The 14239-nt window shown below is 70.2% G+C and carries 14 protein-coding genes; 10 read left to right on the top strand and 4 right to left on the bottom strand.

Features of this window, described 5'->3' with window-relative positions:
* Window positions 1–4: 4 nt before the first annotated feature.
* Window positions 5–751, bottom strand: a complete 747-nt coding sequence (locus OG736_RS21055; RefSeq protein ID WP_327183826.1) for a trypsin-like serine peptidase — start codon at window positions 749–751, stop codon at window positions 5–7.
* A 115-nt stretch (window positions 752–866) separates the two neighbouring features.
* On the opposite strand from OG736_RS21055, the gene OG736_RS21060 reads away from it, so the two are divergent.
* A complete protein-coding gene (locus tag OG736_RS21060) occupies window positions 867–1121 on the top strand; it encodes a DUF397 domain-containing protein (protein ID WP_327183827.1) in 255 nt (84 codons plus the stop codon).
* Window positions 1122–1186: 65 nt separating this feature from the next.
* Here the strand turns inward: OG736_RS21060 and OG736_RS21065 are convergent, their stop codons facing one another.
* Window positions 1187–1357, bottom strand: a complete 171-nt coding sequence (locus OG736_RS21065; protein ID WP_028807375.1) for a hypothetical protein — start codon at window positions 1355–1357, stop codon at window positions 1187–1189.
* Between the two features lie 120 nt (window positions 1358–1477).
* Window positions 1478–2692: a phospholipase D-like domain-containing protein gene (locus OG736_RS21070; RefSeq protein WP_327183828.1), complete on the bottom strand. Its 1215-nt coding sequence runs from the start codon at window positions 2690–2692 to the stop codon at window positions 1478–1480.
* 222 nt (window positions 2693–2914) lie between these two features.
* On the opposite strand from OG736_RS21070, the gene OG736_RS21075 reads away from it, so the two are divergent.
* The 9 genes from OG736_RS21075 (at window position 2915) to OG736_RS21115 (ending at window position 13652) form a co-directional block, all read left to right on the top strand.
* The gene (locus OG736_RS21075; RefSeq protein ID WP_327183829.1) at window positions 2915–3049 is read left to right on the top strand and encodes a hypothetical protein; all 135 of its coding nucleotides are present in this window, start codon (window positions 2915–2917) and stop codon (window positions 3047–3049) included.
* Window positions 3049–4302, top strand: coding sequence for a PP2C family protein-serine/threonine phosphatase (locus OG736_RS21080; RefSeq protein ID WP_327187668.1), 1254 nt, complete (start codon window positions 3049–3051; stop codon window positions 4300–4302). The genes OG736_RS21075 and OG736_RS21080 overlap by 1 nt, the downstream gene beginning before the upstream one ends.
* A gap of 298 nt (window positions 4303–4600) precedes the next feature.
* Window positions 4601–5941 carry a S53 family peptidase gene (locus OG736_RS21085; protein ID WP_327183830.1) on the top strand — a complete coding sequence of 447 codons (1341 nt, stop codon included), beginning with the start codon at window positions 4601–4603 and terminating at the stop codon, window positions 5939–5941.
* 410 nt (window positions 5942–6351) lie between these two features.
* Complete coding sequence (locus tag OG736_RS21090) at window positions 6352–6660, top strand: DUF8827 family protein (RefSeq protein ID WP_003991275.1); 309 nt, start codon at window positions 6352–6354, stop codon at window positions 6658–6660.
* A gap of 200 nt (window positions 6661–6860) precedes the next feature.
* Window positions 6861–7709 carry a DUF8175 domain-containg protein gene (locus tag OG736_RS21095; RefSeq protein WP_327183831.1) on the top strand — a complete coding sequence of 283 codons (849 nt, stop codon included), beginning with the start codon at window positions 6861–6863 and terminating at the stop codon, window positions 7707–7709.
* Window positions 7699–9045, top strand: coding sequence for a hypothetical protein (locus OG736_RS21100; protein ID WP_327183832.1), 1347 nt, complete (start codon window positions 7699–7701; stop codon window positions 9043–9045). Before OG736_RS21095 ends, OG736_RS21100 begins: the two co-directional genes overlap by 11 nt.
* Window positions 9042–10601, top strand: coding sequence for an SCO6880 family protein (locus OG736_RS21105; RefSeq protein ID WP_327183833.1), 1560 nt, complete (start codon window positions 9042–9044; stop codon window positions 10599–10601). Before OG736_RS21100 ends, OG736_RS21105 begins: the two co-directional genes overlap by 4 nt.
* 14 nt (window positions 10602–10615) lie before the next feature.
* A complete protein-coding gene (locus tag OG736_RS21110) occupies window positions 10616–12046 on the top strand; it encodes an ATP-binding protein (RefSeq protein WP_020133082.1) in 1431 nt (476 codons plus the stop codon).
* A gap of 19 nt (window positions 12047–12065) precedes the next feature.
* The gene (locus OG736_RS21115; protein ID WP_327183834.1) at window positions 12066–13652 is read left to right on the top strand and encodes a type IV secretory system conjugative DNA transfer family protein; all 1587 of its coding nucleotides are present in this window, start codon (window positions 12066–12068) and stop codon (window positions 13650–13652) included.
* Here OG736_RS21115 and OG736_RS21120 read toward each other — a convergent pair.
* On the bottom strand, window positions 13641–14204 hold the full coding sequence (locus tag OG736_RS21120; protein ID WP_327183835.1) for a GNAT family N-acetyltransferase: 564 nt from the start codon (window positions 14202–14204) through the stop codon (window positions 13641–13643). The two genes, OG736_RS21115 and OG736_RS21120, sit on opposite strands and share 12 nt — an antisense overlap.
* Window positions 14205–14239 lie beyond the last annotated feature (35 nt).

Below are 14239 nucleotides of genomic sequence, written 5' to 3' on the forward strand. Positions count from 1 at the left end.
CGCCTCAGGGGTCGGAGGCCGCGTCCCGGTAGAGCTCCGCGGCCTCCGGCCCCAGGACCACGCTGTACGAGATGTCGGCCGTCGCCCCGCCCTGTTCGTGCCCGCCGAGGACGCCGACCACCTCCCCGTCGCCGTTCACCCAGGGGCTGCCGCTGGTTCCGCCGGTGAGGTCGGGGCAGTCGATGCGCTGCTGGGTGGAGTTGTGGGCGGTGGGCCGGTTCGTGCAGCGGACCGGCACCTCGAGCGAGTCGGGGTAGCCGGTGACGGTCACGGCGGTCGCCCCGGTGGTGGTTCGCGTCGCGAACCGGTTGCCGCCGACCACGTCCTCGACGTCCTCGCCGCCCCGCTCGTGGAGGACGGCGAAGGCCACATCGCTGTCCTCGTCCTGCCCCTGCGCCCACCCGTCGGGCAGGAAGACCCGCTCGACCCGCCAGATCCCGTAGGGGGCCCTGCCGTTGCGGTACCCGGGGGCGAAGGCCAGTTCGCCCGCCCCGCCGAGGCAGTGCGCGGCGGTGACGATGAGGTCGCGGTGCGCACTGTGCACCACGGAGGCGGTGCAGAAGTGCTCGCCGACGCGTCTGCCCGCGTCGGCGTCGGCGGCGGCGAACAGCGCGCCGACCCGCTCCGACTGCGCCGTGGCCGCCGCGACGGCCGTCACCCCCAGGGGTCCGGGTCCACCGTCGGCGGCCGCCTCGGAGGCGGAGGTGACGGCCAGCAGCACGACCGCACCGAGCAGGGCGTTTCGCTTCATCGGGTTCACTGTGTCCCACGAAGGTGAGAGAAACGTCAGACGCATGCTTCTCCTACGACGCTACCCGCACTCCACCCACGGCACCTTTCCACCGGGGCGGGGATACGGTGGGCGGGTGGCTGACATCCCCTCCGACCTCATCTGGACCCGCGCGGCCCCGCCGGACGCGACGGGACCCGGCCCCTGGATCGAGATCGCCTTCGGCGAGGGAGACGACGGCGAGGCTCCCGTCTACCTCCGCGAGACCAGTGACCCGGAGAACGTCGTCACGACGAACCGCAGAAAGTGGGACGCGTTCGTGCTGGGCGTTCAGGCAGGCGAATTCGACCACTTCGTCGAGGGCGTAATGGAAAACGATCGGACCGAATAGCGCGACGGTATACCGAAGGGCCCCGTGGGCAATGACCGACGGGGCCCTTCGTACCGGTGATCTGTCTACCAGCGGTACCAGCGGCCCTTCCGGCCACCGTGTCCGGCAGGGCGGACCACAAAGCCCACCAGCCAGACCGCCAGCACGATGACGGCGATCCACCAAAGGGCCTTGAGGGCGAAGCCGGCACCGAAAAGGATGAGCGCGAGAAGCAGAACAACAAGCAGGGGAACCATGATTATCAACCTCCGCTGATTCAAGTGCCCCACGAAATCCCCTTCACGCCCTCAAATCTTCGATGTATATGTGCGGGATTCCCGGGAATACGGTTCGCCCGCGCATACGGCCGGCCGACGTCACAGAAAACGGCGGATGGGCATGACGGCGAACTCTCGCGCCCGCTGGAGCGCGGAGCGCCGCTTCCAGCGGCCCTCCCGGATCAGCGCGGCGGACTTCAGGTCGTCGTCGAAGTGGCCATCGAGCGTGGCCGTGAACTCCTGGTCCAGCACGGCGAGCATGATCTCCTCGTCGTGGTCGAGGGACCGGCGGTTGAAGTTGGTCGAGCCCACCAGCGCGGCGACGCCGTCGACGGTGATGACCTTGGCGTGCATCATCGTCGGCTGGTACTGGTAGATCTTCACGCCACAGGCGGTGAGGTCCTCGTAGTAATGCTGGCCGGCCAGCTGGCAGACCCGCTTGTCGGTGTGCGGACCGGGCAGCAGGATCTCCACCTCCACGCCCCGCCGCGCGGTGGCGCACAGGAGTTCGATGAAGAAGACGTCCGGTGAGAAGTAGGCGGTGGCCAGCCGGAAGCGGTCCTCGGCGGACTCCAGCATCACCCGGATCAGGGTCTGCATGTCCTGCCAGCCGAAGCTGGCCGATCCGCGGACCACCTGCACCACCGCGTCGCCCTGCGGGCTGTGCGGGACGAACCGGTCGCGGTCGTCGAAGAGCTCGTCGTGGCATTCGGCCCAGTTCTGCGCGAAGGCGGCGGCGATGCCGTCCACGGCCGGCCCGCGGACCTCGACATGGGTGTCGCGCCATTCGCGCTCGTTGCCGGCGTTGCCGCACCACTCCTCGGCGATACCGACGCCGCCGGTGAACGCCGCCTGCTCGTCCACGACGAGGACCTTGCGGTGACAGCGGTGGTTCTGCTTGAGGGGCGACAGGGTCACGGGTCTGCGGAACCAGGCCACCTGCACCCCTGCCCGCTCCATCTCCTCCAGCAGCTCCTTCTCGATCAGCCGGCTGCCGAACCCGTCCAGCAGCAACCGCACCCGCACACCCGCCTCGGCCCGGTCGGCCAGCGCCCGCGCGAACTCGCGGGCGATGTCCCCCCGCCAGTACACGAACGTCATCATGTCCACGGTGTGCTCGGCGGACCGGATGGCCGTCAGCATCGCCGGAAAGATCTCGTCTCCGTTGCGCAGGGCGGTGAGCGCGTTGCCCTCGGTGGCCGCGATGCCGATGAGCCGCTCCAGGCGTCGGCGTATCCGCGCGACGCGCTCCTGCACCCGCTCCGGTGCCGACGCGTGGGCAGCACTGGTGGTCGGCTCCTGCGTACTGGTCATGACGTCACCTGCCGGCACTCTCCGAGGACAAGGGAGCCGCACTGCCCGGTCCGGCACGGGGCACGGCGAGCGGTCCGTACGCCCGCACCACGACCCGCCCGGTGGGAACGACTTCCGCCCGACCACCCCCTATACCCTCGGCGATGTTCCGTACGCCTGACGTGGGCACGGCGCGTCCGCCGATACCGACCGTGACGGAAACGCTCTGCGAGAATGTGTCGTATGACTGCGCGTCGTACGACCGTGCGGAGCGGAAACCGGCTGGTCACCCTGGACGCGACCGCCCACCGTCGCCAGGTCGCCGCACCGGAGGAAGCGGCTGCCGCGATCACCCACTGCGTCACAGCCGCACGATGATGGACAGGACCGGCAACGGCGCGAGCGGCGGACATCCGTCGCCCGAGGAGCAGCCCGGCGACGACCGGGCGGCGTTCTCCGCGCTGCTGGAGGACAGCGTCGAGGACCTGTACGAGCACGCGCCGTGCGGCTTCCTCTCCACACTGCCGGACGGCACGATCGCAAAGATCAACACGACCCTGCTGCACTGGCTCGGCTACGCCCGCGGCGACCTGGTGGGCCGCAGGACGTTCTCCGACCTGCTGACCGTGGGCGGCCGTATCTACCACGAGACCCACTTCGGCCCGCTGCTGCGCATGCAGGGCGAGATCAGCGGGATCGCCCTGGAACTCGAGGCCGCCGACGGCAGCCGTCTGCCCGTGCTGGTCACCTCCACGGTCAAGTCCGGCAGCGACGGACAGCCGATGATGATCCGCACCACCGCCTTCGACGCCCGCGACCGGCGCGCCTACGAGACCGAACTGCTGCGCGCCCGGCAGCAGGCGGAGGACGAACGCGAAGAGCTCATGCGCCTCAACGCCACCCTCCAGCAAACGCTGCTGCCTCCGGCGCTGGTGAGCGTGCCCGGACTGGACGTGGCCGCGCACTACCACATCGCCTCCCCCGACAAGGTCGGCGGCGACTTCTACGATCTCTTCCCGCTCGCCGCGGGGACGTGGGGGCTGTTCCTGGGCGACGTGTGCGGCAAGGGCGCCGCGGCCGCGGCCGTCACCTCCCTGGCCCGCTACACCCTGCGTGCCGCCGCGGTCTACGACCCTGACCCGGCCGCCGTCCTGACCAACCTCAACACCGTCCTCAACCACGAGTACAACGGTGACGACCCCCGCTTCTGCACCGTCATCTTCGGACTGCTCACCCCCGACACCGAGCACGGCGGCTTCCGCATCACCCTGGCCGGCGGTGGCCACCCCCCGGCTCTGCTCCTGCGGGCGGGCGGAAGCGTGGCCCACCTGGACACCCCCGGCGGACAGCTCATCGGCGTCCTGCCCGACGCCCACATCGCCACCACCACCGTCCACCTCGAGGCGGGCGACACCCTGCTGCTCCACACCGACGGCCTCACCGAGGCCCACACGGCCGCGAACAGCGACGACGACCGCTACGGGGACGAGGCGCTCCTCGACTTCGCCCGCACTCTCGCGCCCACCACCGCGACCGACGCCGTCGCCGCGATCCGTGAGCTGCTCGACACCTTCGGCACCGGCGTCGACGACGACACGGCCGTCCTCGCCATCAGCGTGCCCCGGCCCTGAGGCGACCGCGCCGGAATCCGCGCACGTCCCCACGGCCCGACTGCGACAGCGCATGCGCCGGCCCGCCCGAGGTCAAGCGCCGACCATCGCCGCACCATCCGCCCGCCATTGATCAGCAATCCCCGAACCCCCTTCAGTATTGCGGAAGTCAGGATTCCGCCACTCGTCTTGTTGTCGCGTACTCAACAAGGGAACAGTCGTCCGCGGGCCGCCGCCCGCCACCGGGGACCACGTACCGGTGGCACGCACCACCCCCCACCCGCACCGCCCCTGTCACCCCGTCTTCAGGAGCTGTCCGTTGCGTACGACGACTTCCCCCAACTCCTCCGCCATATCCGGTAGATGGCGCCGCATCGGCGCCTCGGCCCTCGGCACCGCCGCCCTCGTGCTCGCCGGATTCGGCACCGCGGCCCACGCGAGCGCGGCACCCACGACCCCCACCAGGGCCACGCCCGCCAAGGTCACTTGGGCGGCCACCCCCTGCGCCACCCCCAAACACAAGGGCGACCTGGCCTGCAACTCCTTCCGCGTGACCGGCGGCACCACCGCCTTCCAGAAGGAACGCGCAGCCGAGACCGGCAAGACCGCCGACGTCACCCCGAAGGCCGCCGCCGCGACCCCCACCGGCTACGGCCCGTCCGACCTGCAAGACGCCTACGGCCTGACCGACGCGGCCTCGGCCGACGGCTCCGGCGAGACCATCGCGATCGTCGACGCCTACGACGACCCCAACGCCGCCGCCGACCTCGCCAAGTACCGCACGTACTACGGCCTCCCCGCCTGCACGGTCGCCAACGGCTGCTTCAAGAAGGTGAGCCAGAGCGGCTCCACCACCTCCCTCCCCACCGCCGACAGCGGCTGGGCCGAGGAGGAGTCGCTCGACCTCGACATGGCCAGCGCCGTCTGCCCGAACTGCAACATCCTGCTCGTCGAGGCCACCTCCGCCTCCATGGCCAACCTCGGCAAGGCCGTGAACGAGGCCGTGACCCTGGGCGCCAAGTTCGTCTCCAACAGCTACGGCGGCTCGGAGTCCTCCTCGGACACGTCGTACGACACCTCGTACTTCAAGCACGCGGGCGTCGCCATCACCGTCAGCGCCGGTGACGAGGGCTACGGCGCCGAATACCCGGCCGCCTCCAAGTACGTGACGTCCGTGGGCGGCACCGCCCTGTCCACGTCCTCCACGACCCGCGGCTGGACCGAGAAGGTCTGGAACACCAGCGCCACCGAGGGCACCGGCTCCGGCTGCTCCGCCTACGACACCAAGCCGACCTGGCAGACCGACACCGGCTGCTCCAAGCGCACCGTCTCCGACGTCTCGGCCGTGGCCGACCCCGCGACCGGCGTCTCGGTCTACGACTCCTACGGCGTCACCGCCGGCTGGTACACCTTCGGCGGCACCAGCGCCTCCGCACCCATCATCGCCGCGGTCTACGCCCTCGCCGGCACCCCGGGCAGCAGCGACTACCCGGCCTCCTACCCCTACGCGGCCGCCGGCACCTCCGCCCTGAACGACGTCACCAGCGGCAGCAACGGCACCTGCTCCTCGAGCGCCGCCTACCTCTGCACCGCCAAGTCGGGCTACGACGGCCCCACCGGCCTCGGCACCCCGGAGGGCACGGACGCCTTCACCGGCTGACCCGCCGTCAGGCGAAAGCCACAACAGAACAGCCACCGTGGGCCGTGGGGGCCACACGTGGTGAAAGGACGAACGGGCCTCGGCATCCAGCCGTGGCCCGTTCGCCATGTCCGGTGTGCGCTACGTCATGAGAACATCGAAACGTACGCTCACCCGACCAGCCGTCAGAAACGGCGCAGGGCCGTGAAGTGGGCTAACGACGGAACCACACCACAGGTTCCGCTCCGGCCTCATTGCCCGGCGTGACCTGCCGTGATACACAGAGTGACCATACGAGCTATTCGTACGACTCCCGCCCGCCAATGACGCCAAGTCGACATACGACGGCGACTTTGTCGGCGAGAATGAGGCGTGACCTCTGCACACCCGCAGAGGAACTGCGGAACTACCCATCAGGGGCGGTGACTTACATGCTGTTTGCGGCCGACAAAGGCGACATCAACACCATCATCGGTGGGATCGCTCCGGACTGGGGGCCCTTCGGCAGCCTGGGCAACGAGGCCAAGGTGATGATCGAGGTCGTGATGGCGGTCGCCATCCTCCTCTGCCTCGGCATCGCGATCTGGGGCGCGGCCAAGCAGCGCATCGGCGCGACCGCCCTGCGGGACACCTTCAGTGCGGAACAGGGCAAGGGCCTCATCATCGCCGGGCTGACAGGGGTCTTCATCATCGGCTCCCTCGGGACGCTGTTCACCATCGTGTACGGCATGGCCGTGTAGCCGCGGCCTCGCACCACCCCCCGTACCGTCCGGGCACGCCCGGCCCGCCACCCCCACACACCTGTCGTGCCCACCGGCTGAGGTTGCGTTTCCCTGATGTCCCTGATGTCGAGTCACCACACCGCGCCCGCGCGGGAACCAGCACGGCTACCGTCGTACTTGTACGCGTCCCGGTACGGCAGCGAGGGGGCCTACGCGGCATGACTCCCGGCGACGAACACGACTACGGCGAATCCGCGCGCTCCGACGAGGAGCACGGGTACGGCAGGACCCGCCTCCGGCTGCCCGCGAACGACCCCTACGGCGGTGCCGGCAGGGGCGGCCGTTCGTCCTCACGGAGCCTGGTCACGGTGGTCGGCGTCGTCGTCCTCCTCATCGCGGCGATCGCCTTCGCGAACCGCGGAGGAGACGATTCCTCCTCCACCTCGGCCGGCGGCGCGACCGGCGACAAGCCGGACGCGACCAGCACGGCGGCCACCGGCACGAAGCCGGTGGACGCGAAGACGGGCGGGATCCCCTCGGGGTTCGCACACACCCAGCAGGGTGCCCAGTCGGCCGCCGCCAACTACGCGGTGGCGCTCGGCTCGACCGGGATGTTCCGGACGGACAGCCGTCACGACCTCGTCGACACCGTCTACACCACCGCCGCCGCGGCCAGGCTTCAGGGCGCCATGGACCAGGCGTACTCGACCGACTTCCTCGCCAAGATGGGCCTGGACGCCGACGGGAACGCCCCGCAGGGCGAGACCTTCGTCTCCCGGGTGGTACCCGTGGGCACCACGCCCCAGGCCTACTCGGCCACCACCGCCAAGGTCGCCGTCTGGTACCTGGGCCTCATCGGCATGTCCGGGACGAGTTCCACCGACCCCGTCACCTCGTCATGGAAGACCTGGACCTTCGACCTCCAGTGGACCGACGGTGACTGGAAGATCGTCAGCGACGAGCAGAAGGACGGTCCCGCCCCCGTCCCCGGCGACGACCAGGCCGCCACCTCCGACGAGATCAGCAAGGCCATCGAGGAGTACGGAGGGTTCACGTATGCCCGCTAACCCGCGCCGCCTGCTCACGCTCGCCGGAGCCGTGACGGCCGTCCAGACCTCGGCCGTCCTGCTGGCCACCCGCGCCTTCGCGGCCCCGACGCCCGACCCGACGCCCTCCTCCTCGCCCTCCCCGTCCGGCAGCCTGGACTGCAGGCTCATCTCCGGCGAGGCCAAGAAGTACTGCGAGAGGGGCAACGCGGACTCGGGCGCCACCACCAACCCCGGCGTCTCCGACACCCTCGACCCCCTCTCCTCCCTCGCCAAGGGCTGTGCCGACGCCGCGTCCTGGACCGTCGACAAGCTCAGCGAGGCCGTCAAGGACACCGCGAACGTCGACTTCACCAACGAGCGGTTCCTCAAGCAGTACGCCGTCGTCTTCGCCGCCTCGACCGTCCTGACCCTCCTGCTGTGGCTGCTGGCCGTCGCCAAGAGGGCGGTGCGCGGAGTACCCCTCACCACCGCCATCGGCGAAGCCGTCGGCTTCCTCTGGCTGACCGTCCTGGCCTCCGCCTTCACCCCCCTCATCCTCTACACGGTCGTATCCGCCACGGACGGCATCACCGACGTCCTCGCGAAGACCACCGGCAACCAGACCGACACGTTCTTCGGCACCTTCTCCGCAGCCCTCTCCAAGGGCGAGGACATCGGCGGCGGCCCGATCATGCTGATCGTGGTGTCCCTGGTGTCGATCCTCGCGGCCGGAGTGCTGTGGCTGGAGCTCGTCATCCGGGCCGCCCTGCTCTACGTGGGCGCCCTGCTCGGCACCGTCGTCTACGCGGGCCTGGTCGACAAGAACCTGTGGAGCCACGTCCGCCGCTGGGCCGGCATCATGATCGCCGTCATCCTGGTCAAACCGGTCATCGTGATCGTCCTCGGCCTCGCCGGGGCGCTGTCCACCGCCGACGGCCCGAACGCCTTCTCCGCCGTCGTCTCCGGCCTCTCCATCATCCTGCTCGCCATCTTCGCCAGCGCGATGATCTACCGCTTCGTCCCCGGCTTCGGCGACGAGATCGCGGGCTCCCGCAACAACCGCATCATGCAGGGCGCCGAGGGCAAGGCGGCGGCCGTCATCAGCTCCCCGGCGACCCTCGTCGCCCAGGGCATCAAGGCGCACAGCACCCGGGCGGACAACAACGGCGGCGGCCAGTCCGGGTCCTCCGGCGCCCGCCCCTCCAACCCCGCCTCCGGCGGAGTCGCCGCGCACAGCTCGCGCACCCCGAACGGGGGCGGCGGATCTGTCCCCTCTGCCGCACCCGCCCCCCGCGCGAGCAGCCCGGTCAACACCCCGCACGCCGGCAACACCCGCAACAGCAGCAACAACCGCACGGGAGGTGAAGGGCGTTGACGGCTGATTCCCACGTGTCCCACGCGATCACGCCCCGCCGTACATATCTGATCGGCCGCGCCCGGCCGAACGCGATCGTCGGCCGCAACCGCGAGACCGGCGAGATCGCGCTCATCGTCATCGGCGCGTTCCTCGGCATGATGTGCGGCCTCCTCGTCCCCGTCCTCGCCCTGCGGATCGTGCTGCTCAGCGGCTTCCCGATGATCGCGCTGGCCGCCGTCTACGTGCCGTACAAGCACCGCACGTTCTACAAGTGGTTCGAGATCAACCGCAGCTACAAGCGCACCCTGCGCCAGGGCACGACCTACCGCTCGACCGTCATGGAGGCGGGCACCCGGCTCGACGGCCAGGAGATCGAGATCGGCCCGCCCCCGGGCATCGGCCGCATCAGCTGGCTGGCCGCCCCCTTCGGCCCCGACGAGATCGCCGTACTCCTGCACGCCGACCGCCGTACGGTGACGGCCGCCATCGAGATCGAGGGCCCGGGCGTCGGCCTGCGCGACAGCGAGGACCAGGAGGCGCTGGTCGACCGCTTCGGCACCCTCCTCAAGCACGTGGCGAACGGCGACGGCTTCGTCACCCGCCTCCAGATGCTCGCCCGCACCCTCCCCGCCGACCCGGACGCCCACGCCAAGGACGTCGCCGTCCGCGGGGACGAGAAGTCCCCCGACTGGCTGGCCCGCTCCTACGACCAGCTCCAGTCCATGGTGTCCACGAGCAGCGAGCAGCACCGCGCCTACCTCGTCGCCTGTATGCACTACACCCGCGAACTGGCCGCCGAGGCCCACGCCATGGCCCGCGCCGCCCGCCCCCGGTCGGGCCGCAAACTGGACCGCGACGCGGGCCTGGCGGTCGTCATGGCCCGCGAGCTGACGGACATCTGCTCCCGCCTCCAGGAGGCGGACATCCGCGTCCGTCAGCCCCTGGGCCAGGGCCGGCTGTCCTCCCTCGTCCACTCCATGTACGACCCGGACCACCCCATCGACCACATCCAGGCGATGACCAAGCGCAACGCCTGGCCGGCCGAGCTGGACGCCATGGAGCCGACGTACCTCCAGGCCAAGACCCGCGAGTCGTCGACCCGTGCCCCGTGGTGCCATGCCACGGCCTGGGTGAAGGAGTGGCCGATGACCCCGGTGGGCGTCAACTTCCTGGCACCGCTCCTCGTCCACACCCCGGACGTCATCCGTACCGTCGCCGTGACCATGGACCTCGAACCCACCGAGGTCGCCATCGAACGCATGCTGACGGAGAAGACGAACGACGACGCCGAGGCGAGCCGGGCCGCCAAGATGAACCGCACCGTCGACCCACGCGACGTGGCCGCCCACTCCCGGCTGGACCAGCGCGGCGAGGACCTGGCGTCCGGCGCGGCCGGCGTGAACCTGGTCGGCTACATCACCGTCTCCTCCCGCAATCCCGAAGCCCTCGCCCGCGACAAACGGACGATAAGGGCGTCGGCCGGCAAGTCGTACCTGAAGCTGGAGTGGTGCGACCGAGAGCACCACCGGGCGTTCGTGAACACCCTCCCGTTCGCCACCGGAATCCGAAGGTAGGGGCTGATGAGCTGATGCGGGATCCGCTGTCCGTCCTCACGGACGCCTTCACCTCCTTCCTGTTCGGCAAGGTCGAGACGACCCGGCTGCCGGTGCGCACCTCCACGGGCCAGGCCCAGGCGGTGTACCTGCCGACGGCCGCCCCCGGCCTCGGCGACTCCGGCGTCATCATCGGCCGCGAGGTCTACTCCGGAAAGGGCTACATCTACGACCCCTTCCAGCTGTACGGCCAGCAGCTCCCCGCCCCGCACTGGCTCGTCCTCGGCGAGTCCGGAAACGGCAAGTCGGCGCTGGAGAAGACATACGTCATGCGCCAACTGCGCTTCCGCGACCGCCAGGTCGTCGTCCTGGACGCCCAGGGCGAGGACGGCGTCGGCGAATGGAACCTCATCGCGCAGGCGATGGGAATAACTCCTATCCGCCTGGACCCGGCCGCCGCCCTGGACCACGGGATCCGCCTCAACCCGCTGGACCCGTCGATCACCACGACCGGCCAGCTCGCGCTGCTGCGCACCATCATCGAGGTGGCGATGGGCCACGGCCTGGACGAGCGCTCGGGCTTCGCGCTCAAGGTCGCCCACGCCTACGTCAACGAGACGATCGTGGAGCGCCAGCCCGTCCTGACCGACATCGTCGAACAGCTGCGCCACCCCGAGCCGGAGTCGGCGGAGGCGATGAACGTCGCCATAGACGATGTACGGGCCTGGGGCCTGGACGTGGCACTGGTCCTGGACCGCCTGGTCGACGGCGACCTCAGGGGCATGTTCGACGGCCCCACGACGGTGGGCATCGACCTGGACGCTCCGCTGATCGTGTTCGATCTGTCCCACATCGACCGCAACTCGATCGCCATGCCGATCCTGATGGCGATCGTCGGGGTCTGGCTGGAACACACCTGGATCCGCCCCGACCGGAAGAAGCGCATCTTCCTGGTCGAGGAGGCCTGGCACATCATCAACAGCCCCTTCGTGGCCCAGCTGTTCCAGCGACTGCTGAAGTTCGGCCGTCGCCTCGGCCTGTCGTTCGTGGCGGTCGTCCACCACCTGTCCGACGTGGTGGACGGAGCGGCGGCGAAGGAGGCCGCGGCCATCCTGAAGATGGCGTCGACCCGGACCATCTACGCCCAGAAGGCGGACGAGGCGAGGGCGACGGGCCGGGTCATCGGCCTGCCCAGATGGGCGGTGGAGATCATCCCCACCCTCACCCCGGGCATCGCGGTCTGGGACGTCAACGGCAATGTGCAGGTGGTGAAACACCTGATCACCGAGACGGAACGGCCACTCGTCTTCACCGACCGGGCGATGACGGAGTCCTCCACCGACCGCACCATGTCCGACGACGACGCACTGCTCGCCGCCGAACTGGAACAGGAACGACGAGCGGCGGCCTTCATGGAACAGCACCTGGCCGACTTGGACGGCTCGTCCGAGTCGACGGTGGCGTAGCGCGGGAGAGGGGGTCGCCATGAGACCGGGAGACGAGCAGCGCCGCGACCCCGGCCACGGCCAGGGAGGCATCCCCGACGGCCTGCTGGTCGGGATACTCGCCTTCCTGCTCGGCATGACCCTGCTGGTCTGGACGGCGACCGGCCTGGCGGCCCTCTTCGCCCACGGCTCCTGGCCCGCGGGCGTCACCTTCACCCGCACCCCGCTGGCCATGCGGCACCTCATCGCCCGGCCCCACGACATCCCCGGCGCCTGGCCCGAAGCGGAGGCGGCCGACTTCTCGGGCTACGGGCTGTTCTGGGGCCTGTTCATCGGCCAGGTGATGATCCTGCTCGTCCTCACGGTGTTCGTGATGGGGACACTCGCCCGATGGCGGGCGGTACGGGCGAGGAAGCGCGCGGACCTGGCACCGGCTCCGACGGCCGTCCAGGAGACCGTGACGCCACCGACGCACCACGAGGTGCCGACCCCACGCGTCGAGACCGGCCCCAGGACGGACGCCGAGCCGCCGACGACACCGACACAGTCTCTTCAGCCGACGCCGGCCGCGCCACCCGCCTCGTTCTCACCGTCCCTGCAACCGCAGCAGCAACAGCCGCAGCAGCCCTCGCCATCCGCAGCCGCCGCTCTGTTCCCGGCTGTTGCAGGTGAACGGGCCGCCGGATGGGAAGCCAACCGCTTCGAGGGTGCGGCGCACTACGCCCCGCCGGAAATCCGCCACGCGACCGCGATCCAGGCCATCCGGGACGCCGAGGGCCCCGCCGTCATCCTCACCTCCAGCCCCACTCTCTGGCAGGAGACGAAGGACGCCCGAGCCAAACTGGGCCCGGTCCACCTCTACGACCCCGGCCACCTCTGCGACACCCCGGCCCGCCTCCACTGGTCCCCCACCACAGGCTGCGAGGACAAACAGACCGCGATCTCGCGCGCGACGGCACTCCTCGCTCCCGTGCGTCCCACCTCGCGGCTCGACCAGGCGGTCAGCGACACCGCCGAAACCCTTCTGCGCAGCTACCTGCACGCCGCGGCCATCGACGGCCGCACCGTCCGCCACGTCCACCGCTGGTCCCAGGGCACCGGCATCCAGGAAGCCGTCCGCACGCTCCGGACCAACCCCAAGGCCGCCCCGGGCGCGGCGGGCGAACTCGAAGCCGCCCTGACCGCCCACCCCGAACGCCGGGACATCGCCCAGGAACTGACATCCCGTGCCCTCTCCGCCCTGTCCACGGTGAACATCCGCGAGGCGTGCACTCCCAACCGAACTGACGCCCTCGCCTTGGATTCCTTCGTGGACGAAGGGGGAACTCTCTATGTGCTCGGTGAATCAATCGAGGACCCCAGGACCCGTCCCGGCGCGATGCCGCTCCTGACGGCCCTCGTCTCCAGCGTGGTCGAGCGCGGCCGGCGCATGGCCGAACGGTCATCCTCCGGTCGCCTCGACCCACCAATGTCCCTGGTGCTCGACGACGTGGCGGCCGTGGCCCCCATCCCCCAGCTCCCGGACCTGCTGGCCACCGGCACCGACCGCGGCCTGCCCACCCTGGCCCTGCTCCGCTCCCGCGAACAGGCCAAGGCCCGCTGGCCGCACCACGACCTACCGGTCTGACGCCTCGGGACGCTCGAGGACGAACTCGTACTCGGCCTCCCCGGCGCCCTGCCCCAACGGCACGGTCCGCCCACTCGGTATGAACCCCGCCTTGCGGTACGCCCCCTGCGCCCGCGCGTTCTTCTCGTGGACGATGAGCCGCACCCGCTCGACCCCCGACTTCCAGGACCACTCGACGGCGGCGTCGAGCAGCGCCCGCGTCATCCCGCCGCCACGCCACTCGTCCCGCACATAGACCCCGACGAGGTGCGCCTGCCGCCGCTCCACGGGGAAACCGGCCCAGTCGACGGTCCCCGCCTCCTCCACGAGTACGGTGACCGTCCCCGCCCACTGCCCGTCCTCCGCCTCGGCGACGAACTGCCGTACGCCGGCTGATCCCTCGGCCGCCCCTGCCGCCCGCTCCTGCCAGAAGGAGTCGGGCCGCGCCGCAGCAGCCTCATATGTCTCCAGAAAGGCGAGCGGTGCCACCGGATCCCTGAGCGCAAGCAACCGGAGGTCCTTCACCAGGGCCCACTCTTCAGCCCGTACGACCCGAACCACATACGTGTACATAGAAATCACCGTAACGCAGAAAACCCCCGCACCGT

Origin of the sequence: Streptomyces sp. NBC_01334 (genome assembly GCF_035983595.1) — a bacterium.
Taxonomy (GTDB): domain Bacteria; phylum Actinomycetota; class Actinomycetes; order Streptomycetales; family Streptomycetaceae; genus Streptomyces; species Streptomyces coriariae.

What these genes read in the sequence shown, in the direction of transcription:
- OG736_RS21055 (WP_327183826.1), bottom strand. Translation starts at nt 751, where the DNA reads ATGAAGCGAAACGCCCTGCTCGGTGCGGTCGTGCTGCTGGCCGTCACC.
- OG736_RS21065 (WP_028807375.1), bottom strand. Translation starts at nt 1,357, where the DNA reads ATGGTTCCCCTGCTTGTTGTTCTGCTTCTCGCGCTCATCCTTTTCGGT.
- OG736_RS21070 (WP_327183828.1), bottom strand. Translation starts at nt 2,692, where the DNA reads ATGACCAGTACGCAGGAGCCGACCACCAGTGCTGCCCACGCGTCGGCA.
- OG736_RS21075 (WP_327183829.1), top strand. Translation starts at nt 2,915, where the DNA reads ATGACTGCGCGTCGTACGACCGTGCGGAGCGGAAACCGGCTGGTCACC.
- OG736_RS21080 (WP_327187668.1), top strand. Translation starts at nt 3,049, where the DNA reads ATGGACAGGACCGGCAACGGCGCGAGCGGCGGACATCCGTCGCCCGAG.
- OG736_RS21090 (WP_003991275.1), top strand. Translation starts at nt 6,352, where the DNA reads ATGCTGTTTGCGGCCGACAAAGGCGACATCAACACCATCATCGGTGGG.
- OG736_RS21095 (WP_327183831.1), top strand. Translation starts at nt 6,861, where the DNA reads ATGACTCCCGGCGACGAACACGACTACGGCGAATCCGCGCGCTCCGAC.
- OG736_RS21100 (WP_327183832.1), top strand. Translation starts at nt 7,699, where the DNA reads ATGCCCGCTAACCCGCGCCGCCTGCTCACGCTCGCCGGAGCCGTGACG.
- OG736_RS21110 (WP_020133082.1), top strand. Translation starts at nt 10,616, where the DNA reads ATGCGGGATCCGCTGTCCGTCCTCACGGACGCCTTCACCTCCTTCCTG.
- OG736_RS21115 (WP_327183834.1), top strand. Translation starts at nt 12,066, where the DNA reads ATGAGACCGGGAGACGAGCAGCGCCGCGACCCCGGCCACGGCCAGGGA.
- OG736_RS21120 (WP_327183835.1), bottom strand. Translation starts at nt 14,204, where the DNA reads ATGTACACGTATGTGGTTCGGGTCGTACGGGCTGAAGAGTGGGCCCTG.